This window comes from Ornithinimicrobium cavernae, assembly GCF_003121625.1.
Classification (GTDB): domain Bacteria; phylum Actinomycetota; class Actinomycetes; order Actinomycetales; family Dermatophilaceae; genus Ornithinicoccus; species Ornithinicoccus cavernae.
Genome location: NZ_QDDJ01000009.1, coordinates 194,398 through 217,103, shown reverse-complemented (window position 1 = coordinate 217,103; position 22,706 = coordinate 194,398). Strand labels below are relative to the sequence as shown.

Sequence of the window (22,706 nt, the reverse complement as noted above, 5' to 3'; positions counted from 1 at the left end):
GGGGCCGGGGTGGCGGCCAGGGCGACCAGGTCGCTGACTTCCCCCACACCCCACCCGGTGACCGCTTCGATCTCGTGGCGGGTCAGGACCTTGGCGCGGGCCCGCCACTCCTCCCGGCCCGAGGCGGAGAGGTCCTCGGGGGTGGTGGCGCCCTTATCCACCAAGAGGAGCTGGCCGGTGGTCGCGGTCAGCTGCCGCACCGCCGACAGCAGCACCGCATCCAACGCCCCGGTCGTCGTCGTCAACGTCTCCACCGCCGCCAGCAGGGCCTGACCCCGGGAAACGACCGAGGACTGCTCACCCGGAGTGCGCACCGTCACACACGCCAACACGATCTCGGCGAGCGACTCGACCAGCGCCTCCTCCACCCCCAACGTGCTCAACCCCGCCCGTAGCTGGGCGGTGCCCACCACCCGCGAGTCGTGCCCGGCGGTATCCGGCCCGGCGGTATCCGGCCCAGCGGTATCCGCCTCCGCGGTGTCAGGCTCCGCGGTGTCGGTGAGATCACCCACGGGCAGCTGACCAGCCGTACCCGGCACGGTGTCCTCGTCCTGCGTGCGGACGAGTTGGTTGTGCTCCGGCGCGACGGGTCCGTTGTGCTCCGGTGGCGCCTCGTGGGGTGCAGGCTCGAACAGCACGGGCCGCCAGGGACGGTGGACCCGGCAGCCGACCCGCCGCAACACCACAGCCTCGGAGCTGGCCAGTCGCTCTCGCAGCCCCGTCAGGTGGGGGAGTGTCTCCCGCAGCCCCGACAACCCGTCCCGGTGCCCATCAGCCGGCGCCTCCGGCCGCGCCGGCAGACCCGCGGGCCCGATGACCGGCACGAGCAGCTCCTCGAGCCGTGCCTCCAGCGTGCTGACCGTCATCGCTGCCCCCTTCCGGTCGCCCCGTCGCGAACCGTTCTCCAACTAGTCCCCAAATTAGCACAGGTGTCCGACGCTGTGTCGGCGACACGCCACGACCTGTGGATTCGGGCGCAGGGTGCCTGAAGGGGTCGACCGTGGTCGGTGGCCTGACATGGTCGGCCCGCGGGGACTGTCGCTGGCCGAGCCCGGGGGCGAACAGCCCGCGGGGGCTGTCGCTGGCCGAGCCCGGGGCCGAACAGTCCGCAGGAACTGCCGCTGGCCGAGGCCGACGTGCTCGGTGTCCTTTGCGAGGGTAGACGCGAGAGAGGTCTGGGCTACGCCGACGAGCTCGGCGGGGCTGTGCTCCGCCCGGCAGTAAGCCGTCGCACGGCGTCTGTCATGTGGGCAGCGAGAAGTTCGTCCGTGAGGCGGGCATCTCGGTCCAGGAAGGACCGGGCGATCGCTGTGTGCTCCTCGACTCGCACAGCATCCCCGTGCACGTAGGAGTCCGCCAAGGCGTGGATGCACATCCGTGTCTCGGTCATCAGGATCTCGTGCATGCGGGACAGCCGGGGGCTCGCAGCGAGGGAGACCAGCAACTGGTGGAACTCGATGTCCGCGACGCCCTCGCCCCGAGCGCTCCTGGCCCGAGCCATGACCTCGATAACGCCCATGAGTGCCCCGCCGGCCGCGACCGGATCGCCGTCGTGGATGCGTTCGGCGGCAGCGCGTTCGACAGCCTGACGAGCGAGATACATATCCTGCACCCGCTCCGGGGTCATCTCGATGACAAACAGCCCGCGGTTGCGGATCGAGATCAGGAGCCCCTCGGCGGTCAATCGCTGCAGCCCCTCACGGAGGGGACCGCGGCTGACGCCCAGCTCACGGGCCAGGTTGGCCTCGCCCAGCTGCGATCCCGGCGCGATGTGTCCCGATGCGATGGCCTCGCGCACACGGCTCGCGATCATGCTGGGCGTCGACTCCTGGACCACGGGTTCCATCGAGCGTCGGGTGGCGGCCGCGCGCCGCGCTGTCCTTGTCGTCATACGGTTCAGCCTCTGCTCCTGGTGCTGAAGAGGGTCCCCAGGGAGTCGATGACAGGCACCTCGCTCAGCAGTCTGAGTCCCTGCCAGACGGTCACCTGGTTGGCGGTGAGGACCGGCACACCGGCCATCTGCTCGAGGGATTCTATCCATTGCAGGGTGTGCATCGCGGTGTCTGGCACCAGAACTGCCTGCGCGCCCCCCGTCAGGTCGGCGCCTCTCACGATGGTCTCCACGTCGTGCTGCCCCAGAAGGCCGACCTCGGCCGCCGTGACGATGCCGTGGCTGCCCATCGCTGTCACCTCCACGCCGCCGTGTCCGAGGAAGGAGACGAAGCTCTCGGCCACCTCCTGCGGGTAGGACGCCGCGACGCTCACCCGGGTCAGGTCCAGTGCCTGACAGGCCGCGACGAACGACAGCGAGGTCGAGGAGGTGGGCACGCCGGTCACCTCCTCCAGCTCGGCGACCTGCTGGTGTGCCCCCTCCCAACCGAAAACGAACGAGCCCGACGTGCAGGCCCACATGACGGCGTCGGGAGAGTGCTCCTCGGTGAGGGTCCTTGCGCCCTCGGCAAGGCGCTCTCGCCCGCCCAGGTCCAGCAAGGCGTCGACCCGGTGGGCGTCCTCGCCGACCGTGGTGTGCACCAGCGGCAGCCGGAGACCGGAGCCGAGCCGGGCCTCCAGCAGCGGGTAGTCGTCCTCGGCGCTGTGACCGGGGTAGAGGAGCCCGATCGTGGGCATCGTGCCTCCTGCGTGATCTCGTTGGATTGTCGACAATACTAGAGGCCTGTCGACCGGTCCTTCGTCGGCCAGTCGGCCAGTCGCCCAGTCGGCCAGTCGCCCAGTCGCCCCGTCGGGCGTCCGTCGCCGCTGGCCTCACCCCAGGAGTCGCAGCGCGAGCAGCGCGTAGGTCCGCGCTGCGACGAACAGGTCCTCCACGCTGACCGACTCGTCCGGGCGGTGCGCCTGCTCGTTCACCGAGCCGGGCCCCAGGACCAGCGTGGGGATCCCGGCGTCGCGCGCCACAAAGCCGCCGTCGCACGCGGCGGTCCACCCCGCGAGGTCCAGCCCCGGCCCGCCACACTCCTGCAGTGCCCGGTCCGTCGCCACGACGAACGGGTGCTCTGCCGGTGTCTCGAAGCCAGGCATGGACATCGGCATCGTGACCTCGACGGTGAGCCCGTCGCGCCCGAGGGTGAGACCGTCGAGTCGCTCGCGCACGGCGCGCAGGACCTGCGCGGCGTCCTCGCCCGGCAGCAGCCTGCGGTCGGCGCTGAGGTGGGCGTGCGCGGGAACGGTCGAGGTCCCCTGCCCGCCACTGACCAGCCCGACGCTCCAGGTCGGTGGACCGACCAGAGGGTGTGCGGCCACCGCCAGCTCGCCGTGCCAGCGGCGCAGCTCCTCGATGATCCGGGCGGCGCCGTAGATGGCGTTCCGGCCGTCGTCGGGACGTCCGGAGTGTGCAGCGACACCCTGGACGGTGACCTCGACGTAGGCATCGCCTCGAGCGGCGACGATGGTCTGCAGGTCGGTGGGCTCGGCCACGACACACCCGAGGAACTCCGGAGCCTGGCTGAGAGCACCACCGGAGCCCGTAGCGGTGTTGGTGCCGGCACTGCCTGCGGCGGCACCGGTGCCGTCGCGGTCGATGGTGGCACGGGTTTCGGGCCCGCCGACGGCGGCACTGGCGCTGGCCCGGCCGACAGCGGCCCCGCCGAGGTCGGCACCCCGGGTGCCCGTGGCGCTGCGTCGTGCCATGTAGTGCCGGATCCCCAGACCCGTCTCCTCCTCGTCCACCAGTGCCGCCAGCTCCACCGGGCCGGACAGGGAGACGCCCGAGCGGCGCAGGGCGTCCAACGCCACCACGCACGCCGCGAGCCCGCCCTTCATGTCGGCCGTGCCGCGACCGACGATCCGCCCGTCCCGGTGTCCGCCCTCATAGGGATCGGCGCTCCACCCCTCGCCCGGCGGAACGACGTCGGTGTGTCCGAGCAGCAGCAGGCCCGGGCCGGGGCCGCCAGGCAGGATGGCCCTCACATTGGGCCGGTCCGGCGCGACCTCCGAGACGACCACGTCCAGACCACGCGTGCGGCAGGCGTCCGCGAGGACCGAGGCGGTCGCCGCCTCCTCACCGGGCGGGTTGTGGCCGGGTGCCCGCACCAGGGCCTGGGTGAGCGCGACGAGCTCCTCCCGGTCGATGAGGTCCAGGACAGCAGCCTCGGAGGCGCTCATGCCGGAGAACGGGTCTGTGCCGAGGACATCCTGCTCAGGCCCCCGCAGCGAGGCGGTCCACCGCCCGGCGCAGGCGGGCGACCCCCTCCCGGATGCGTTCCGGCGGCGTGGAGGCGAAGCACAGCCGCAGGTCGTGAGGGAAGGCCTTGCCGGGGGAGAAGGCGTTGCCCGGGATGTAGGCCACGCCCTCGGCCAGCGCCACCGGGAAGAGGTCCTCGGTCCGCACGGCCGGGTCGAAGCTCACCCACAGGAAGAAGCCACCCTCGGGGTCGGTCCACCGGGCGATCGAGCCGAAGTGCTCGGTGAGCGCCTCCTGCATCGCGACCTTGCGCCGGAGGTACTCCGCGCGCTGCACGACGAGGTGCTCCTGCAGGTGGCCGCCCTCGAGGAAACCGGCCACCAGTCGCTGGGCCGGCAGGTTGGTGCAGGTGTCCATGGCCTGCTTGGCGTTGATCAGCAGCTGCTGCAGCTCAGGCGCGGTGTCGACCCAGCCGACCCGCAGCCCGGGCGCGATGATCTTGGAGAACGTGCGCACCGAGAACACCAACGGGTCGCCGGCGCCCACCTCGCGCAGCGTCGGCAGCTCCTCGCCCGCGAAGCGCAGCATGCCGTAGGGGTCGTCGTCGATGACGACGCTGCCCCAGCGGCGGGCCAGCTCGAGCAGCCGGTGCCGGCGCGGCAGGGACAGCGAGGCGCCGGACGGGTTCTGGAAGGTGGGGATCGTGTAGATCGCCTTGGGGGTGCGCCCGGCCGCCTCGACCAGAGCCTCCAGCGCCTCGGTGTCCATCCCCTCCGCATCGACGGGCACCTCGAGCAGCTCTGCCTGGTAGGACAGTGCGGTGGCGCTGCCGTTGGTGTAGGTCGGGGACTCGACGACCACCAGGTCACCCGGGTCCACGAAGAGCTTGTTGGCCAGGTCCAGCCCCTGCATCCCGCCGGAGGTGATCGTCAACCGGTCGGCCGTCGTGGCGTCGCTCGTGCCCTCGAGGACGTCGAGCAGGGCCGCACGCAGGCCCGGGTCACCCTCGGTCGCGGCGTAGTCGAAGGCGTCGGCCGACCGCGGCCCGAGGGCCTCGGCCCCGATGCCGGCCAGCACCTCGGTCGGGATGGCCTCGGCGGCTGGGCTGCCCATCGCGAACCGCACGATGTCGTGGGTCTGGGCGGCGAGCAGGGAGGTGCTGGAGTCGATCACCGATCCGACGAGTCCGGTGGCCCGGTCCGCGAGGGGCAGGGTCTGTGGCTGGAGAGTCATGGTCACCTTCCGTGGTCGTGGTGGTGCTCGTATGCCGTGTGGTCGGCTCGTGCGCGGGCGTGGTGGTCGGGTCGTCGTGGTCGGGGCGTGGTGGTCAGGTCGTGGTGGTCGGGGCGTGGTGGTCGGGTCGTGGGTCAGGTCTTCACGGTGAGACCGCCGGGCACGCTGGTCAGCCGGTGAGGGCCCTCGGCGGTGAGCAGGATGGGTTCGGAGGTCTCGTAGCCCCAGCCGTCCATCCACATGCCGAGGATGACGTGGAAGGCCATGCCCGCCTCGAGCACGGTCTGGGAGCCCTCGCGGAGGGAGACCGTGCGCTCTCCCCAGTCGGGCGGGTAGCCGATGCCGATCGAGTAGCCGATCCGCGACTCCTTGGTGAGGCCGTGCCGGCCGATCGCCCGGGTGAACGCGCTGTGCACGTCGTGGCAGGTGCGTCCGGGCCGCAGCTCCTCAGCGAGGGCCTCGTAGCCCTCGCTGACCGCGGCGGCACAGTCCACCAGGTGGGCCGGTGGCCTGCCCAGGCTCACCGTGCGGGCCAGCGGGGCGTGGTAGCGCTGGTGGACGCCGGCGAGCTCGATGGTGGCGGCCTCGCCGTAGCGCATGACACGGTCGCTCCAGGTCAGGTGCGGGGTGCCGGCGGTCGCCCCGGTGGGCAGCATCGGCACGATCGCGGGGTAGTCCCCGCCGACCCCCTCCAGCCCGGAGGTCTGGGCGTGCTGGATGTCGGCGACGATGTCGCACTGCCGGCGGCCCGGCTCGATCGCCCCCAGGGCGGTGAGCATGACGTGCTCGGCGATCTGTCCGGCATACCGCAGCATGTCCTGCTCGGCCGGGGACTTGACCAGACGCACCCAGTTGACCAGCTCCTGGCTGTCGGTGATCTCCACGCTGTGCAGGCCGTCCCTGAGGGAGAGGTAGCCACGGGCGGAGAAGAAGTGCGAGTCGAGCTCGGCGGTGATCCGGGAGCCCGCTCCCGACGGGAGGACCCCCAGCTCGACCGCCCGCTCGGCGACCCAGTCCATCGGGTGCGTGTCCGGGCGGTGGATCAGGAACTCGGGGTAGCCGTGGACCTGGTGGGGGCCCAGCGCGGCCGTGTAGTGCGCGCCCTGGGCGTCCATCGCCCGGGCGAAGAGGTGCGGCTCGCCCTCGGTGGGCACCACCAGGCACTGGGGTGTGTAGAACGACCACGCGTTGTAGCCGGTCAGGTAGTAGAGGTTGGCCGGGTCCGCGACGACGAGGGCGGCGACGTCCCGGCCGGCCAGGACCTGCTGCACCCGCTCGAGCCGCTCCGCGTACTCCTGCAGGGAGAACGGTCGGATGATCTCCGGGGGCACCCGCGGGACCCGGGTCGGTGCCCCCTGCCCGGTGGTGGTCGTCACGGGGCGACCCCCTGCGGTGCTGTCGCCGGTGGTCCCTGGGGGAAGGGTGGCTCGGTCATGGGGCTCTGGTCCGCGGACCGGGACAGGAGGCGCTGGTCGGGCCCGACGGCCCTCACGCCGACGGCGCGCAGGGCGGCCCACAGGGTGACCTGGTTGGCGGTGAGCACCGGCACGCCCAGCTCGGCCTCCAACGGGGCGATGAGGTCGTAGGTCGGCAGGTTGGTGCAGGAGATGAACACGGCATCGCAGTCGCTGGTGAAGCAGCGGCGGACGATCTCGACCGTCACGGCATACGGCACCGTCCAGATGCGGCCCTCCAGGCCGAGGTGCCGCATGGCGGTGACCCGGACCCCGGCCTCCTCGACGAAGGCGCTCAGCCCCTGGCTGATCAGCTCGTCGTAGGGCGTGGCGAGGGCCACCCTGGAGACGCCGAGGTGCTGGAGCGCCTCCACGAGGGCCCCGCTGGTCGTCACGGCCCTCGGTGCCCCCGCCGCGACCATGCTGGCAGCCAGGGCACGCTCACCGGCGCGGCGCTGGATGAAGCTGCCGGACGTGCAGGCGTAGGCGACGACGGCGGGCCGCACGGTGATCAGGTCCTGGGTGCACCGGGTCACGATGGCGGGGTCTCCGACCACGGTGGCCTGCTCCAGCGAGACCGGGAGAGGGGCGTAGGGCGTCCGGGTCAGGTGCAGGGTCACGCTGTCCGGGACCCACCGCCACAGCTCCCGGTCCAGCGCGAAGTCGTAGGGGGTGATGACCCCGACCCCGACCGTGCCCACGGGAGCCACGTCCGGCACCCCGGCCAATGGGCCGGTGGCGGCCTGGGCAGCCGCGCCGGGGCTCTCTGCCCACGGGGCGGTGGCAGCCTGGTCAGCCGCGCCGGGGCTCTCCGCCCACGGCGTCGGCGCCGCCGCGATGGGGGCGGTGGGCTCGCCCGCAACGATGCTCATCTCCACATGGTGCACGCTAGTGCACATTGTTGACAATCCGACAGGAGCGTCGACTAGATTGGTCCGCGTGTCACGCTCCCGACCTGTCATCGCCGTCCTGGGCGAGCACGCTGACGACCGGCCCCCGCACCTGCAGTCGCTCGAGGACCGTGTCGACCTCCGGTTCACCGATGCCGAGGGTCTGGATGAGGCGGTCGGTGGTGCCCAGGGGCTGTTCCTCTGGGACTTCTTCTCGACCGCGCTCGAGGGGGTCTGGCCACGCTGCACGGACCTGGAGTGGATCCACGTCGCGGCCGCCGGGGTGGACAGCCTCCTCTTCGAGGACCTGCGCGCCTCCAGCGTCACGGTCACCAACGCGCGGGGCACCTTTGACCGACCGATCGCCGAGTTCGTCCTGGCCAGCATCCTGGCCCACGTCAAGCGGCTGCACGAGAGCCGTCAGCTGCAGCACGAGCGGGTGTGGCGGCACCGCGAGACCCGCAGTCTGCAGGGCTCGCGGGCCATGATCATCGGCACCGGTGCGATCGGCCGCGAGACCGCGCGCCTGCTCCGCGCGGTCGGCATGGAGGTCCGCGGTGTCGGTCGGACCGCCCGGGGCGAGGACCCGGACTTCGGCGCGGTCGTCGCCAGCAGCGACCTGGCCACTGCGGTCGGCTGGTGCGACCACCTGGTCAACGCCGCGCCCCTGACGCCGGCCACCACGGGGCTCATCGACGCCGAGGTGCTCGCGGCGATGACGACGACCGCACACCTGGTGAACGTGGGTCGTGGTGCGACGGTCGTCGAGGCGGACCTGGCGGAGGCGCTGGTCGGTGACGTGATCGCCGGTGCGTCACTGGACGTCTTCGAGGTGGAACCGCTGCCCTCCGACTCGCCCCTGTGGGACGCGCCGGGCTGTGTCATCAGTGCCCACCTCTCGGGCGACGTCGTCGGGTGGCGCGACACCCTCGCTCGCCAGTTCGTGGCCAACGCCGAGCGGTGGCTGGCGGGGGAGCCGCTGGAGAACGTGGTCGACAAGGAGCTGGGCTACGTGCCGGGAGGGACCCGGTGACCGAACCCGCAGCCGAGAGCACCCGCACCGAGGTCGGCGGCATCTCGGCCATGGGCGCCGAGACCAGCGGCGCCGAGACCAGCGGCGCCGCTGACACGGGTGCCCCGGGCAGTGATCTCAAGGACCTGTCGCTCCGGTCCGCCGAGGAGCTCGTCAGCGGCTATCGGGCAGGGGACTTCACCCCCGACGACGCCGTCCGCGCGGCGCTCGACGCCGTCGCCCGGCACGACCCGGAGGTCAACGCCTTCGTGCTCGTCGACGAGGGCAGCGCGCTCGCGATGGCGAGGGAGTCGACGGCCCGTTGGCGTGCGGGCACGCCCCTCGGCCCCGTGGACGGCGTGCCCATGTCGATCAAGGACATCTTCCTCACCCGTGGCTGGCCGACGCTGCGCGGCAGCGCGCTCATCGACGAGAAAGGTCCCTGGGACGCGGACGCGCCGGCGGTCGCCCGGCTGCGCGAGGCAGGGGCGGTCTTCCTGGGCAAGAACACGACGCCCGAGTTCGCCTGGAAGGGCGTCACCGACTCGCTGCGGCACGGTGCCACCGGCAACCCCTGGGGAGCGGACCTGACCAGTGGCGGCTCGAGCGGTGGGGCCGCGACGGCGGTCGGGCTGGGCATGGGGACGTGGTCGATCGGGACCGACGGCGGGGGCTCGGTCCGCATCCCCGCCTCGTTCACCGGCACCGTCGCGCTCAAGCCGACCTTCGGGCGGATCCCGCTCTTCCCGCCCAGCCCCTACGGCACGCTGGCCCACGCCGGTCCGATGACCCGCAGCGTCCGGGACGCCGCGGTGCTGCTGGACGTGCTCGTCCGACCGGACTCCCGGGACTGGGCGGCGCTGGACCGCGTGAGCGGCTCCTACCTGGACGGCATCGAGGACGGTGTCGAGGGTCTGCGGATCGCGCTCTCCCCGACGCTCGGCTACGGCACCAACGACCCCGAGGTCGAGACGGCGGTCCGGGCCGCCGCGCAGGTGTTCGTCGACGCCGGTGCCCACGTGGTGGAGGTGGACCCGGACATCACCGACTGCGTCGACGCCTTCCACGTGCTCTGGTTCACGGGTGCGGCCAAGGTGATCGCGCACTACGGCGAGGGCGCACTGGAGCGGATCGACCCCCGGCTGCGCCGGGCGATCATCGACCACGGGCTGGAGGCGTCGGCCTCGGACTACCTCGACGCGATGGCCGTGCGGATGGACCTCGGTGTCCGGATGGGTGCCTTCCACGAGCAGTACGACCTGCTGCTCACACCGACCATGCCGATCGCGGCCTTCCCGCGCGGCCAGGACGCACCGGACGGATGGCCCTCGACCCTGTGGACCTCGTGGACGCCCTACACCTACCCCTTCAACATGACCCAGCAGCCGGCGCTGTCGGTGCCCTGCGGCCTGACCTCGGACCGGCGCCCGATCGGCCTGCAGATCATCGGTCCGCGGCACGCCGACGCCCTCACCCTGCGCGCCGGACGCGCCTTCGAGCAGGCGACCCAGTGGCACCGGCAGGTGCCCACCCTGCTCAGCTGACGGCATACCCAGATCGCCTGCCGGCACCCACCCACACCCAAGGAGAGCGCATGGCCCGGTTCCTCACGATCAGCCTGGACACCCGCGGCGTCAGCTGCACCGCCCGGCTGCTGGACGATGCCGCCCCGCGGACCGCTGCAGCCGTCTGGGACGCGCTGCCGCTGTCGGCCCCGGTGTTCCACGGCAAGTACGCACGCAACGAGATCTACGGCCTCTATCCGCCCTTCGCGGAGCGGGACCCCGGCCGCGAGAACACCACGATCACGCCGATCCCGGGCGACGTCTGCTGGTTCACCTTCTCCGGCGACGACCTGGGCAACCCGGCGTACGGCTACGAGGCGCAGGAGGAGCACCGCGCCGCGACGGGGATCATCGACCTGGCGATCTTCTACGGCCGCAACAACCTGCTCATCAACGGCGACCAGGGGTGGGTCCCCGGCAACGTGTTCGCCGAGATCACCGACGGTCTGGCCGAGATGGCAGCCGCGTGCCAGGACGTGTGGATGGGTGGCGCCCGCGGCGAGACGCTGACGTTCGCCCGGTCGCACGAGGACTGAACGAGGTGACGTGTGTCAGGCGTTCCCCGGGTCGGAGCCCTGAGGACGCCTGACACAGGGAGTCGGTGAACCGGCCGGCTCGGGGTCGCTAGGCTCGGCGGGTGACCCAGGACCCGATCAGCCCCGAACTGCGCGCGGACGTGCGCCGCGTCTCCACCCTGCTCGGACAGAGCCTCGTGCGGCACCACGGGCAGGAGCTGCTGGACCGCGTCGAGGAGGTGCGGCTGCAGACCAAGGCCGGGCAGGGCGGCGACGCCGACGCCGCCGCGCAGGTCCGGGACCTGCTCGCCGGCCTGCCGCTGGAGGTGGCGACGGACCTGGTGCGGGCCTTCGCCGCCTACTTCCACCTCGCCAACGCGGCCGAGCAGGTGCACCGGGTCCGGTCGCTGACCGACCGTGCCGAGGGAGAGGGCTGGCTGGAGCGCACGGTCGGCGCCATCGCCGAGGCCGGCGGTGCCGAGCTGCTCGGTGACGTCATGGCCGAGCTCGACGTCCGGCCGGTGTTCACGGCACACCCCACGGAGGCCAGCCGCCGCTCGGTGCTGACCAAGATCCGGCGGCTCTCGGACGAGCTGGCCCTCACCACCGACGCGGACACCGTCGCCCGGCGGCGCCAGGACCGTCGCCTCGCCGAGCTGGTCGACCTGATCTGGCAGACCGACGAGCTGCGGCAGAACCGGCCCACGCCGATGGACGAGGCGCGCAACGCCATGTACTACCTGGACGAGGTCCTCGCCGAGACCGTCCCGGACCTGCTCGGCGACCTGGGTGACCTGCTGGAGCAGAACGGCGTCGCGACCGACCGTCGCCGGCCGCCCCTGCGCTTCGGCTCGTGGATCGGCGGCGACCGCGACGGCAACCCGTATGTCACCCCGGCCGTCACGGCCGAGGTCCTCAAGCTGCAGCACCAGCACGCGGTGAAGGTCGCCCTCGGCATGATCGACGTCCTGGTCTCGCGGCTGTCCAGCTCGACGGTCATCGTCGACGTGGACCCGGAGCTGGAGACCTCCCTGGCCCGCGACCTGGCCAACCTGCCCGCGCTGGACCCAAGGGTCAAGGAGCTCAACGTCGCCGAGCCCTACCGGCTCAAGCTCACCTGCATCAAGGCCAAGCTGCTGAACACCGAGCGACGGGTGCTCGCGGACGCGCCGCACGAGCCGGGCCGCGACTACGCCCAGACCTCCGAGCTGCTCGACGACCTCGACCTGGTCGCCGACTCGCTGCGCCGCCACGGCGGTGAGCTCGTCGCGGACGGTGCCCTGGCGCGCATCACCCAGACCCTCGCCGGCACCGGCCTGCACCTGGCCACCCTCGACGTCCGTGAGCACGCCGAGCACCACCACGCCGCGGTGGGGGAGATGCTCGATGCGGTCGGCGACCTGGACCAGCCGTATGCCGACACGGACCGGGCGCAGCGCCTCACCATCCTCGCGGACGAGCTCGCCTCGCCCCGGCCGCTGCTGACCCCAGCGGCACCGCGCCCCCAGACCCTCGCCGTCTTCGACGAGATCCGCCGCGCGGTCGCCACCTACGGACCGGAGGTCATCGAGACCTACATCATCTCGATGACCCAGGGGGCCGACGACATCCTCGCGGCGGCCGTCCTCGCCCGGGAGGCCGGGCTGCTCGACGTGCACGGTGCCTCCGACGGCATCGAGGCGTTCGCCCAGATCGGGTTCGCGCCCCTGCTGGAGACGGTGGACGAGCTGCGCGGCGCCGCCGGTCTCGTGGACGCCCTGCTGCGCATCCCCGCCTACCGCGAGGTGGTGCGCCTGCGCGGCAACGTGCAGGAGGTCATGCTCGGCTACTCCGACTCCAACAAGGAGGCCGGCGTGCTGACCAGCCAGTGGAGCATCCACCAGGCCCAGCGGGCGCTGCGCGACGTGGCGGCCGCCCACGGCGTGCGGCTGCGCCTGTTCCACGGCCGCGGCGGCTCGGTGGGCCGGGGCGGTGGCCCGACCTACGACGCGATCATGGCCCAGCCCTCCGGGGTGCTCGAGGGCGAGATCAAGTTCACCGAGCAGGGTGAGGTGATCTCGGACAAGTACTCCCTGCCCGCCCTGGCCAAGGAGAACCTCGAGCTCTCCCTCGCCGCCGTCCTCCGCGCCTCGGCGCTCCACCGGGACGCCCGGTCGACCGCCGAGCAGCTGCAGCGCTGGGGAGCCGTCATGGACGAGGCCTCCGAGGCCGCCTTCCGGGCGTACCGGACCCTGATCGACGACCCCGACCTTCCGGCCTACTTCGTCGCGGCCACCCCCGTCGACCAGCTCGGCGCCCTCAACATCGGCTCCCGACCGAGCAAGCGTCCGGACGCGGGCAAGGGCCTGGACGGGCTGCGCGCGATCCCCTGGGTGTTCGGGTGGACGCAGACGCGGCAGATCATCCCCGGCTGGTACGGCTTCGGCTCCGGCCTGCGCGCGGCCCGCGAGGCGGGGCACGGTGCGGAGCTGCGCGAGATGCTGGAGCACTGGCACTTCTTCGGCGCCGTGGTCTCGAACGTCGAGATGACCATCGCCAAGACCGACCTGGACATCGCGGCGCTGTATGTCGAGCAGCTGGTGCCCGAGGACCTCAGGCACATCTTCGAGGACATCCGGGCCGAGTTCGAGCTGACCGTCACCGAGCTGCGCGCGCTGACCGGCGAGGAGGACCTGCTGGACGACCAGCCGGTGCTCAAGCGCTCGCTGGCCGTGCGGGACCAGTACCTCGACCCGATCTCCTACCTGCAGGTGGAGCTGCTGCGGCGCCTCCGCGAGCAGGCCGGGGACGGCGACCAGGTGGACGAGCTGCAGCGGGCGCTGCTGATCACCGTCAACGGCGTCGCGGCGGGTCTGCGCAACACCGGCTGAGGCGGCTCAGGGCCAGGTCGTGGCGTGGCGCTCGAAGTCCTCGGCCCTCTGGACGGGGACGACACAGAACGGCACGCCTCCGGGGTCGGCCAGGACGGTGTAGCTCTCGTGCTCCTCGACCACCCTCGCCCCCAGCGCCACCACCCGGGCGACCTCGGCCGGGACGTCGTCGGTCTCCAGGTCCAGGTGCACCCGCGGCGGCGTGCCCGGCCCGAGCCGTTGCAGCTCGAGCATGACTCCGCCGGGGAGCCGGTCCAGCGACTCGTAGGGGTTCTCAGCCGGTGGCCCGTCCGGCCCGCGCTCCGACCCCCGGGCGCCGGCCCAGAAGGCGGCAGCCGCGTCGTAGGACTCGGGCGGGTGGTCGATGAGGACGACCCCGATCCTGCTCCGGTGCATGGTTTCCAGGATAGCGACCCTCGCCGCGACCGGTCGGACACCCCGGGGCTGCGTCTGTGACGATGTCCGCATGCCAGAAGGACACACCCTGCACCGCCTCGCCGGCGACCTGCAGACCGCGTATGCCGGTGGGTCACCGTCGGTGACCAGCCCCCAGGGGCGGTTCGCGGAGGGCGCGGCGCTGCTGGACGGACACGAGGTCGAGCGCGGCTCCGCGTGGGGCAAGCTCCTCTTCCTGCACTTCGCGGGGGAGCGGACCCTCTACGTCCACCTCGGGCTGATCGGCACCTTCGTGCTGTCGCCGGTGGACGGGCAGGCCGACCCTCCGGTCACGGGCGCCGTGCGCCTGCGGCTGCTCGACGACCGCACGGTGGCCGACCTGCGTGGCCCGATGGCGTGCGAGGTCCTGGGGCCGGACGAGGTCGACGCCCTCGTCGCGCGGCAGGGGCCGGACCCGTTGCGTCCGGAGTCCGACCCGGACCGCGGGTGGGCCAGGGTCCACGCCTCGCGCCGCACCATCGCCGAGCTCCTCATGGACCAGACGGTCCTGGCCGGCGTCGGCAACATCTACCGCTGCGAGGTGCTGTGGCGGCACCGGGTGAACCCGAACCATCCCGGCACCAGGATCAAGCGCACGACCTGGCAGGCGATCTGGGAGGACCTGTCCGCGTTGATGCCGTGGGGCGTGCGGACCGGCCGGATCATCACCCGTGACGAGGTGCTCCAGGACGTCGCCGACGCGGTCGCCACAGGACAGGACGCGCGGTCCCTGGACGTGCCGCGCGACTTCTCCGTCTACCAGCGGACGGGCGAGCCGTGCCTGCGCTGCGGGGCCAGGGTGCGACACCGCGTGGTGGCCGGCCGCAACCTGTTCTGGTGCGGCAACTGCCAACGGCGCACGTGAGCCCCCGGGCGCCCCGCGCTCAGCGGCGGCTGACGAGCTGGGGGGCCCACACCTTCTCGCCGTACTCCCGCAGGTGCTCCATGCCGAGGATCTGCGTCAGCAGCTCCCGCGGGCTGGGGAAGTCCGTGCCCAGACCCTCGTTGTAGAGACGGTGCGCCTCCAGGGAGGCGACGCCCAGGTCGAAGGTGTCGGTCACGTCGATGTAGTGCGTGGGGGTGGTGGACCCGGCGATGGCGACGTAGCGGACCGCGCCCCAGGGCTCGAGCCCCTCGCCGATCAGCTCGGGGAAGATCCAGCGGTTGCCCGCGTCGGCGCAGGCGTCGATCGTGGCCAGGCCCACCGCCCGGTGGTCGGCCTGGTTGGCGAACCCCCCCGGGAAGAACTCCTCGAAGGTCGTCGTCACGACCAGGTCGGGCCTCACCCGGCGGATGTGGGCCGCGATGCCCCGGCGCAGCGGGAGGCCGTACTCGACGACACCGTCGCTGAAGTCGTCGAGGAAGTCCACCCGGTCGACGCCGACCTCGGCGGCACCGTCCCGCTCCTCCTGCGCCCGGGCGGGAGCCGCCTCCTCGGGAGGCATGCCGTCGATGCCGGCCTCACCCCGCGTCGCGAGGAGGTAGCTGACGGACTTGCCGGCAGCGGTCCACTGGGCGACGGCCGCGGCGGTGCCGTACTCCAGGTCGTCGGGGTGCGCGACCACGCACAGCGCGGTCTGCCAGTCATCGGGGAACTCGGCGAGCGTCATACGGCCGATTGTGCCCCACCCGCTGCCCTCGTGGGGGTCGGCGGCCAGGACTCCCGCCGGTGTCCGGACGGCGAACAGGGGGACACCATTGCCGCCACCTGTCACGACGCGTGGGAGTATGTCGTGGCGCAGCCTGGGCGGACCACCCTGACCCCACGTGACCCCCCAACGCACGCGCTCGCGCGCTCTTCGACACCTCATCGTCGCCGGCCTGGTCCCGGCGCTCCTGCTCCCCACGGCCCTGCAGGTCAGTGCCCAGCCCGACACCCCCGACCCCGAGTCGTTCCCGGTCCTGGAGGACATCGACCCGGCCGAGGGGAGGCGCCATGCCGCCTCCTCGGACGTCACCGAGCCCGAGTCCTTCGCGACCACCGCTGTCGGCCCCGACCGCCTCCTGGTCGAGGAGACCACCCGGCCCGTGGCACCCGGACTGGAGATCCAGTCGCAGCACTGGATCGACGCTGCAGGCTTCCAACGGACCGACGTCCTGGTCGCCGATCTCGGCACCGAGGGGCTGAGCGTCGACTACGTCGACCCCGGCTCCGTCGCGGACACGGCCCCGCTGAGCCGGCACCTCGCCGACGCCGGTGCCGTCGCCGGCGTCAACGGTGACTTCTTCGACATCAACAACTCCGGCGCGCCGCAGGGCATCGGCATCAACCGTGACGGTCTGGTCAAGGGCCCGAACGCCGGTCGCGTGCACGCCGCGGGCATTGACGCGGAGGGCCTGGGTGCCCTCAGTGAGATGTTCCTGGAGGGCACCGTCGACCTGCCGGAGGAGGACCTGCCGCTGACCGGCTACAACGTGACCGCGTTGCCCCGGAACGGCATCGGCGCCTACACGCCGCTCTGGGGTGACTACTCGCGCGACCGTGCGACGCAGGGGCTGAGCGCCACTGCGGAGGTCATCGTCACCGACGGGGTCGTCACCTCGACCGCCGCGGCTCCCGGATCCGGGCGGCTGCCCGAGGGGGCGATCGCCCTGGTCGGTCGTGAGGCCGGAGCCACGGCCCTCAGGTCCCTGGAGCTCGGGGACGCGGTCACCGTGTCCTACGACGTGCGCAGCTCAGCCGGCGAGATGGCCGTCGCGATCGGCGGCAGCGGCCCGATCGTGAAGGACGGTGAGGTGGTCCCGCAGGGCGACAAGGCGGTCCACCCGCGCACCGCGGTCGGCTTCAGCGAGGACCGCAGCCAGATGTTCCTCGTCACGGTGGACGGCCGGATGGCAGCCTCCCGCGGCATGAGCCTCGAGGAGCTCGGTGCCTACCTGGTCGAGCTCGGCGCCCACGAGGCGCTCAACCTCGACGGTGGGGGCTCGTCCACGATGATCGCCCGCGAGGCCGGAGCGCCGGAGCTCGACGTCGAGAACGAGCCCTCCGACGGCTACCAGCGCAGCGTGCCCAACGGTCTGGGACTCTTCACCGCCGAGGGCAGCGGCAACCTGACCGGCCTGCGGGTGGTGCCGGAGTCCGAGGACGACGACGAGGACCTGCTCGCGGTCTTTCCCGGCCTGACCCGGGAGCTCGACGCGCTCGGGCACGACGAGACCTACGCGCCGGTCGAGGCGAGCCCACGCTTCCGCGCGACCCCGGCCGCCGTCGGCACGGTGGACGGCGACGGCACCTTCACGGCGCGCCGCCCGGGCGACGCGGAGGTCACCGCCTCCGTGCGGTCGGTCAGCGACAGCGTCACGATCCGGGTGCTGGGTGAGCTGACCCGGATCGGGTCGACGACCCGGACCGTGTCCCTGGCCGGCGTCGACGAGAAGGGCTCGTTCACGCTGGTCGGCTACGACGCCGGCGGCTTCCGGGCCGACATCGAGCCGGCCGACGTGAGCCTCGACTACGACGAGACGCTCATCACGGTCGAGGGCGACCGCCGCGGCGGCTTCACGGTCACCCCTCTGGTCGACTCCGCCGGCACGGTCGTCACCGCGACGGCCGGCGGCGTCGAAACGCACGTGGCGGTCTCCATCGGTCTCGACGAGCAGGTCGTGGCCACCTTCGACGACGCTGACCGGTGGACGTGGTCCGGTGCCCGCAGCACCGGCTCGCTGGAGCCCACGCAGGGTCGTGACGGTGGCACAGCCCTGCAGATCAACTACGACTTCACCCGGTCCACCGGCACCCGCACCTCGAACGCCGCGGCCCCGGTGAAGATCGACATCGAGGGCCAGCCACAGAAGATCGGGCTGTGGGTCAAGGGTGATGGCCGTGGCCAGTGGTGGTCTTTCTCGATCCACGACGGCAACGGCGACTACCACCCGCTCTACGGTCCCCACCTCACCTGGACCGGTTGGCGCTACGTCGAGGTCGACGTGCCCCAGGGCCTGACCTTCCCGATCGACGTCTACCGCTTCGGCATCATCGAGACCGCCGCCGGCACGCAGTACCAGGGCTCCGTGGCCATTGACGACATCACCGTCAAGGTCGCCCCCGAGGTGGCCCTCCCCGCGCAGGAACAGGTCCGCGACGACGTCGTCGTCCGGGACGGCGTGGCGGTCGACGACGGGGACTACTCCTTCGCGGTCGTGTCGGACGCCCAGTTCACCGCCGCGAACCAGTCGCTCGTGCCGGCGGCCCGCCGCACCCTGCGGGAGGCGCTCGCTGCCGACCCGGAGTTCATCGTCATCAACGGTGACTGGGTCGACACCGCCTGGCCCGAGGACCTGACCCTGGCGCGCCGGGTGATCGAGGAGGAGATCGGGGACGCTGTGCCCTGGTACTACGTGCCGGGCAACCACGAGATCATGGGCCCGGGAAGGGTCGACCCGTGGACCGAGGAGTTCGGCGCGGCCCAGCACAGCTTCGTGCACGAGGGCACCCGCTACGTCCTGCTCAACTCCGCCACCGGCACGCTCCAGGGTGGGGGCTTCGAACAGTGGCAGATGCTGCGCGGTGCACTCGACGACGCCGCGGCCGACCCGTCCGTCAACGGGGTCGTCGCCATGTGGCACCACCCGCCGCGCGACCCCAGCCCGGTCGCCACCAGCCAGATGGCCAGCGCCGTGGAGGTGGCCGTCGTGGAGGACTGGCTGGCCGACTTCCGGCGGGAGACGGGCAAGGGTGCCGCGATGATCAACAGCCACGTCGGGTCGTTCTCCGCGACGTCCGTGGACGGCGTGCCCTACGTCATCAACGGCAACGCCGGCAAGGCGCCGTCGACCGGGGCGGACGCGGGCGGCTTCTCCGGCTGGACCCTCGTCGGCATCAACCCCGACGCCTCGCTCCTGCCGGTCGAGGCGCGGCACCGGGCGCAGCCGGTGACGCCGGACGCCAACCCGTGGATCGAGGTGGAGATGCGCCCGCACGTGGACGAGCTGCTGCTGGACCCGGCGCCCGAGCTCGCCGTCGGTGCGTCCGCGGAGATCAGGGCAACGGTCGTCCAGGGCGGCCGCTCCGTCCCGGTCGCCTACCCGGTCACCGCACACTGGACCGCCACCGACGTGTTCATCGGCCCCGCCGAGGCCGCAGGGGGCAGCCACGTGGCGGCATACGACCCGCGGACCGGGACCCTGACCGCCCTGCGGGCCGGCACCGGCGAGGTGTCGGTGACGGTCAACGGGAGCACCACCTCCGTGCCGGTCGCCGTCCGCGACTGACCGGCGCCCACGCCCTCGGACGGCCCGGGCGGATCCCCGCCCGGGCCGCCGTGGTCGGCGATTCGTGCTGGGCAGGTTCCCGCTGCTAATCTTGGTGCTGCCGTCAGATCGGCCGCGGATCCAGAGAGCCCTGGTGGACAAGCCCAGGTGCGCCGCGCAACGGACAACAAGGAGATGCCCATGGGGCTGGAGACTGCTGTCAAGAAGCAGATCATGGAAGAGTACGCCACCGTCGAGGGTGACACGGGCTCTCCCGAGGTGCAGATCGCGATGCTCACGCAGCGCATCAAGGACCTCACCGAGCACTCGCGGCAGCACAAGCACGACCACCACAGCCGTCGTGGCCTGCTGCTGCTCGTCGGTCGTCGCAAGCGCCTGCTGCGCTACCTCGAGGACACGGACATCGAGCGCTACCGCGCGCTGATCAAGCGCCTCGGCCTGCGCCGCTGAAGTTTCGCAGGGGAGCGGCTCCCGTCCCGGGAGCCGCTCTTTTGCGTATGACGGGCGAGTCCCGTCCCGACGGGCATGCCCCGTCACGGTGGGGACCAACCCTCCCCGCCCCGAAGGAACAGCCGGGCACAACGACGATGCTCCAGCTGCTGAGAGAGAGAAAAGGAGGACCCGATGGAGGGTCCAGAGATCACTTTTGCCGAGGCCGTGATCGACAACGGCTCGTTCGGCACCCGCACCGTCCGGTTCGAGACCGGGCGGCTGGCCAAGCAGGCCGGCGGATCCGTCACCGCCTACCTGGATGACGACACCATGCTGCTGTCCACCACGACGGCCAGCAAGCACCCGAAGGACCACTTCGACTTCTTCCCCCTCACCGTCGACGTCGAGGAGCGCATGTATGCCGCGGGCAAGATCCCGGGCAGCTTCTTCCGTCGCGAGGGTCGCCCCTCGACCGAGGCGATCCTCACCTGCCGGTTGATCGACCGGCCCCTGCGCCCGACCTTCGCCAAGGGCCTGCGCAACGAGGTCCAGGTCGTCATCACGATCCTGTCGCTGCACCCCGACCACCAGTACGACGTGCTGGCGATCAACGCGGCGTCGCTGTCCACCCAGATCTCGGGCCTGCCGTTCAGCGGCCCGATCGGTGCCGTGCGCGTCTCCCTGATCGACGACCAGTGGGTCGCCTTCCCGAACTTCAGCGACGCCGAGCGCTCCACCTTCGACATGGTGGTCGCCGGTCGCGTCGTGGGCAGTGACGGTGACGCCGAGGCCGACGTCGCGATCATGATGGTCGAGGCCGAGTCCACCGAGGCCACCTGGGACCTCGTCAAGACCCTCGGCAAGACGGCTCCCACCGAGGAGGTCGTCGCCCAGGGCCTGGAGGCCGCCAAGGGCTTCATCGCCACCCTGTGCGCGGCGCAGTCCGAACTGGCGGCCAGCGCCGCCAAGGAGGTGCAGGAGTTCCCGCGCTTCCTCGACTACGAGGACGACGCCTACGCCGCCGTCGAGGAGGCCACCACGGCCGACCTAGCCGAGGCGCTGCAGATCGCGGGCAAGCAGGAGCGTGAGGACCGCATCTCCGACATCAAGACGGAGATGAAGGGCAAGCTGCTGGGCCTGCACTGGGACGCCGCCGGGGACTCCGACGTCAACCCGGACGCCCCGTTCGCCGGGCGTGACAAGGAGCTCGACGCCGCCTACCGTGCCGTCCAGAAGAAGCTGATCCGCGAGCGGATCATCAAGGACAAGGTCCGCATCGACGGCCGTGGCCTGGCCGACATCCGCGCGCTGAGCGCCGAGGTCGAGGTCATCCCGCGCGCCCACGGCTCGGCCATCTTCGAGCGTGGCGAGACCCAGATCATGGGCGTCACCACCCTCAACATGCTGCGCATGGAGCAGCAGCTGGACACCCTCTCCCCGGTGACCCGCAAGCGCTACATGCACAACTACAACTTCCCGCCCTACAGCACCGGTGAGACCGGTCGCGTGGGCTCCCCGAAGCGTCGCGAGATCGGGCACGGTGCGCTCGCCGAGCGGGCCCTGATGCCGGTCCTGCCGACCCGCGAGGAGTTCCCCTACGCGATCCGTCAGGTGTCCGAGGCGCTCGGCTCCAACGGCTCGACGTCGATGGGCTCGGTCTGCGCGTCCACGATGTCACTGCTCAACGCCGGCGTGCCGCTGCGCGCGCCGGTCGCGGGCATCGCCATGGGCCTGGTGTCCGTGGAGGTCGACGGTGAGACCCAGTACGCCGCGCTGACCGACATCCTCGGTGCCGAGGACGCCTTCGGCGACATGGACTTCAAGGTCGCCGGCACGCGGGAGTTCGTCACCGCCATCCAGCTGGACACCAAGCTGGACGGGATCCCCGCCTCCGTGCTGGGCGGTGCGCTGACCCAGGCGCACGACGCGCGCCTGCACATCCTGGACGTCATGAACGAGGCCATCGACGCGCCGGACGAGATGAGCCCCTACGCTCCTCGCGTCATCGCCGTCAAGGTCCCGGTCGACAAGATCGGTGAGGTCATCGGCCCGAAGGGCAAGATGATCAACCAGATCCAGGAGGAGACCGGCGCCGACATCTCGATCGAGGACGACGGCACCGTCTACATCGGTGCGACCGACGGCCCCTCGGCCGAGGCGGCCAGGGCGGCCGTCAACGCGATCGCCAACCCGCAGATGCCCGAGGTCGGTGAGCGCTTCCTCGGCACGGTGGTCAAGACCACGACGTTCGGGGCGTTCATCTCGCTGCTCCCGGGCAAGGACGGTCTGCTGCACATCTCCGAGATCCGCAAGCTCGTCGGAGGCAAGCGCATCGACGCCGTCGAGGACGTCCTGGCCGTCGGCCAGAAGGTCCAGGTCGAGCTCAAGGAGATCGACCCTCGCGGCAAGCTCTCGCTGGCCGCCGTGGTCGCCGACAACGGTGACGACGTGGGTGCCGACAACGGTGACGACGCGGGTGCCGACAACGCGGCCGCAGCCGCTGAGGCCCCGGTCCTCGACGAGGCGGACACCACGCCGGCAGCGCCGGCGCACGTGCCCGCTGCCCCCGAGGACGCCGACCCGGCCACCGACGGTGGCGCCGGCGCGACCGCCGAGGCCTCCGAGGAGAACGACGGCGAGTCGGACTCCGAGGGCGACCGTCCCCGCCGCAACCGTCGCCGTCGCGGCGGCCGCGGGCGTGGAGGCAGCGGTGACTCGAACGAGTCCGGTGGCAATGACGCAGGTGGCAACGCCTCCGAGGGCTGACCAGCGCTCGGTAGCCCCAGAGCACGCACCCGTGGCCGGGTCCCTCACGAGGGGCCCGGCCACGGGCGTCTCCCGGCCCCTTCACGAGGGGCCCGGCCACGGGCGTCTCCCGGCCCCTTCACGAGGGGCCCGGCCACGGGCGTCCCGCGCCCTCCGGCAGTGGGTCCAGGGGACCAGAAAGGACG

Annotated in this window: 17 protein-coding genes; 8 read left to right on the top strand and 9 right to left on the bottom strand. The window is 71.9% G+C overall.

Features of this window, described 5'->3' with window-relative positions:
- The 7 genes from DA085_RS12385 to DA085_RS12355 all read right to left on the bottom strand — a co-directional run.
- A partial coding sequence (locus tag DA085_RS12385) for a hypothetical protein (RefSeq protein WP_202619210.1) occupies positions 1-866 on the bottom strand: 866 nt, incomplete at its 3' end.
- A gap of 314 nt (positions 867-1,180) precedes the next feature.
- Entirely contained in the window at positions 1,181-1,891 is a 711-nt protein-coding gene (locus tag DA085_RS12380; RefSeq protein WP_109473276.1) for a GntR family transcriptional regulator, read from the bottom strand.
- Between the two features lie 5 nt (positions 1,892-1,896).
- Positions 1,897-2,628, bottom strand: a complete 732-nt coding sequence (locus tag DA085_RS12375; RefSeq protein ID WP_109473275.1) for a maleate cis-trans isomerase family protein — start codon at positions 2,626-2,628, stop codon at positions 1,897-1,899.
- A 135-nt stretch (positions 2,629-2,763) separates the two neighbouring features.
- On the bottom strand, positions 2,764-4,119 hold the full coding sequence (locus DA085_RS12370; RefSeq protein WP_109473274.1) for a M20 family metallopeptidase: 1,356 nt from the start codon (positions 4,117-4,119) through the stop codon (positions 2,764-2,766).
- Positions 4,120-4,153: 34 nt separating this feature from the next.
- A complete protein-coding gene (locus tag DA085_RS12365) occupies positions 4,154-5,371 on the bottom strand; it encodes an aminotransferase-like domain-containing protein (RefSeq protein ID WP_109473273.1) in 1,218 nt (405 codons plus the stop codon).
- Between the two features lie 134 nt (positions 5,372-5,505).
- Positions 5,506-6,747: a M24 family metallopeptidase gene (locus tag DA085_RS12360; RefSeq protein WP_237565473.1), complete on the bottom strand. Its 1,242-nt coding sequence runs from the start codon at positions 6,745-6,747 to the stop codon at positions 5,506-5,508.
- Positions 6,744-7,697 carry a maleate cis-trans isomerase family protein gene (locus DA085_RS12355; protein ID WP_109473301.1) on the bottom strand — a complete coding sequence of 318 codons (954 nt, stop codon included), beginning with the start codon at positions 7,695-7,697 and terminating at the stop codon, positions 6,744-6,746. The genes DA085_RS12360 and DA085_RS12355 overlap by 4 nt, the downstream gene beginning before the upstream one ends.
- Before the next feature lie 67 nt (positions 7,698-7,764).
- On the opposite strand from DA085_RS12355, the gene DA085_RS12350 reads away from it, so the two are divergent.
- The 4 genes from DA085_RS12350 to ppc all read left to right on the top strand — a co-directional run bounded on the left by DA085_RS12350 (position 7,765) and on the right by ppc (position 13,677).
- Positions 7,765-8,748: a D-2-hydroxyacid dehydrogenase gene (locus DA085_RS12350; protein ID WP_237565472.1), complete on the top strand. Its 984-nt coding sequence runs from the start codon at positions 7,765-7,767 to the stop codon at positions 8,746-8,748.
- Positions 8,745-10,271 carry an amidase gene (locus DA085_RS12345; protein ID WP_237565471.1) on the top strand — a complete coding sequence of 509 codons (1,527 nt, stop codon included), beginning with the start codon at positions 8,745-8,747 and terminating at the stop codon, positions 10,269-10,271. The genes DA085_RS12350 and DA085_RS12345 overlap by 4 nt, the downstream gene beginning before the upstream one ends.
- A 50-nt stretch (positions 10,272-10,321) precedes the next feature.
- Positions 10,322-10,828 carry a DUF3830 family protein gene (locus DA085_RS12340; protein ID WP_109473271.1) on the top strand — a complete coding sequence of 169 codons (507 nt, stop codon included), beginning with the start codon at positions 10,322-10,324 and terminating at the stop codon, positions 10,826-10,828.
- Positions 10,829-10,929: 101 nt separating this feature from the next.
- Positions 10,930-13,677, top strand: coding sequence for a phosphoenolpyruvate carboxylase (gene ppc, locus DA085_RS12335; protein ID WP_109473270.1), 2,748 nt, complete (start codon positions 10,930-10,932; stop codon positions 13,675-13,677).
- Positions 13,678-13,683: 6 nt separating this feature from the next.
- On the opposite strand, the gene DA085_RS12330 is transcribed toward ppc, so the two are convergent.
- Positions 13,684-14,073, bottom strand: a complete 390-nt coding sequence (locus tag DA085_RS12330) for a VOC family protein (RefSeq protein WP_109473269.1) — start codon at positions 14,071-14,073, stop codon at positions 13,684-13,686.
- Between the two features lie 70 nt (positions 14,074-14,143).
- Between DA085_RS12330 and DA085_RS12325 the strand changes: the two genes are divergently transcribed.
- Positions 14,144-14,977 carry an Fpg/Nei family DNA glycosylase gene (locus tag DA085_RS12325; RefSeq protein ID WP_109473268.1) on the top strand — a complete coding sequence of 278 codons (834 nt, stop codon included), beginning with the start codon at positions 14,144-14,146 and terminating at the stop codon, positions 14,975-14,977.
- 19 nt (positions 14,978-14,996) lie between these two features.
- On the opposite strand, the gene DA085_RS12320 is transcribed toward DA085_RS12325, so the two are convergent.
- A complete protein-coding gene (locus tag DA085_RS12320; RefSeq protein WP_109473267.1) occupies positions 14,997-15,722 on the bottom strand; it encodes a PIG-L deacetylase family protein in 726 nt (241 codons plus the stop codon).
- Between the two features lie 157 nt (positions 15,723-15,879).
- Between DA085_RS12320 and DA085_RS12315 the strand changes: the two genes are divergently transcribed.
- The 3 genes from DA085_RS12315 to DA085_RS12305 all read left to right on the top strand — a co-directional run bounded on the left by DA085_RS12315 (position 15,880) and on the right by DA085_RS12305 (position 22,521).
- A complete protein-coding gene (locus DA085_RS12315; RefSeq protein ID WP_109473266.1) occupies positions 15,880-19,323 on the top strand; it encodes a phosphodiester glycosidase family protein in 3,444 nt (1,147 codons plus the stop codon).
- Between the two features lie 180 nt (positions 19,324-19,503).
- Positions 19,504-19,773 (top strand): 30S ribosomal protein S15, encoded by a 270-nt coding sequence (gene rpsO / locus DA085_RS12310; protein WP_109473265.1) that lies wholly within the window; start codon positions 19,504-19,506, stop codon positions 19,771-19,773.
- 174 nt (positions 19,774-19,947) lie between these two features.
- A complete protein-coding gene (locus tag DA085_RS12305; protein ID WP_109473264.1) occupies positions 19,948-22,521 on the top strand; it encodes a polyribonucleotide nucleotidyltransferase in 2,574 nt (857 codons plus the stop codon).
- The last annotated feature ends 185 nt before the right edge of the window (positions 22,522-22,706 follow it).

What these genes read in the sequence shown, in the direction of transcription:
- DA085_RS12305 (WP_109473264.1), top strand. Translation starts at nt 19,948, where the DNA reads ATGGAGGGTCCAGAGATCACTTTTGCCGAGGCCGTGATCGACAACGGC.
- DA085_RS12340 (WP_109473271.1), top strand. Translation starts at nt 10,322, where the DNA reads ATGGCCCGGTTCCTCACGATCAGCCTGGACACCCGCGGCGTCAGCTGC.
- DA085_RS12365 (WP_109473273.1), bottom strand. Translation starts at nt 5,371, where the DNA reads ATGACTCTCCAGCCACAGACCCTGCCCCTCGCGGACCGGGCCACCGGA.
- DA085_RS12370 (WP_109473274.1), bottom strand. Translation starts at nt 4,119, where the DNA reads ATGAGCGCCTCCGAGGCTGCTGTCCTGGACCTCATCGACCGGGAGGAG.
- DA085_RS12320 (WP_109473267.1), bottom strand. Translation starts at nt 15,722, where the DNA reads ATGACGCTCGCCGAGTTCCCCGATGACTGGCAGACCGCGCTGTGCGTG.
- DA085_RS12330 (WP_109473269.1), bottom strand. Translation starts at nt 14,073, where the DNA reads ATGCACCGGAGCAGGATCGGGGTCGTCCTCATCGACCACCCGCCCGAG.
- DA085_RS12375 (WP_109473275.1), bottom strand. Translation starts at nt 2,628, where the DNA reads ATGCCCACGATCGGGCTCCTCTACCCCGGTCACAGCGCCGAGGACGAC.
- DA085_RS12355 (WP_109473301.1), bottom strand. Translation starts at nt 7,697, where the DNA reads ATGAGCATCGTTGCGGGCGAGCCCACCGCCCCCATCGCGGCGGCGCCG.
- DA085_RS12380 (WP_109473276.1), bottom strand. Translation starts at nt 1,891, where the DNA reads ATGACGACAAGGACAGCGCGGCGCGCGGCCGCCACCCGACGCTCGATG.
- rpsO (WP_109473265.1), top strand. Translation starts at nt 19,504, where the DNA reads ATGGGGCTGGAGACTGCTGTCAAGAAGCAGATCATGGAAGAGTACGCC.
- DA085_RS12325 (WP_109473268.1), top strand. Translation starts at nt 14,144, where the DNA reads ATGCCAGAAGGACACACCCTGCACCGCCTCGCCGGCGACCTGCAGACC.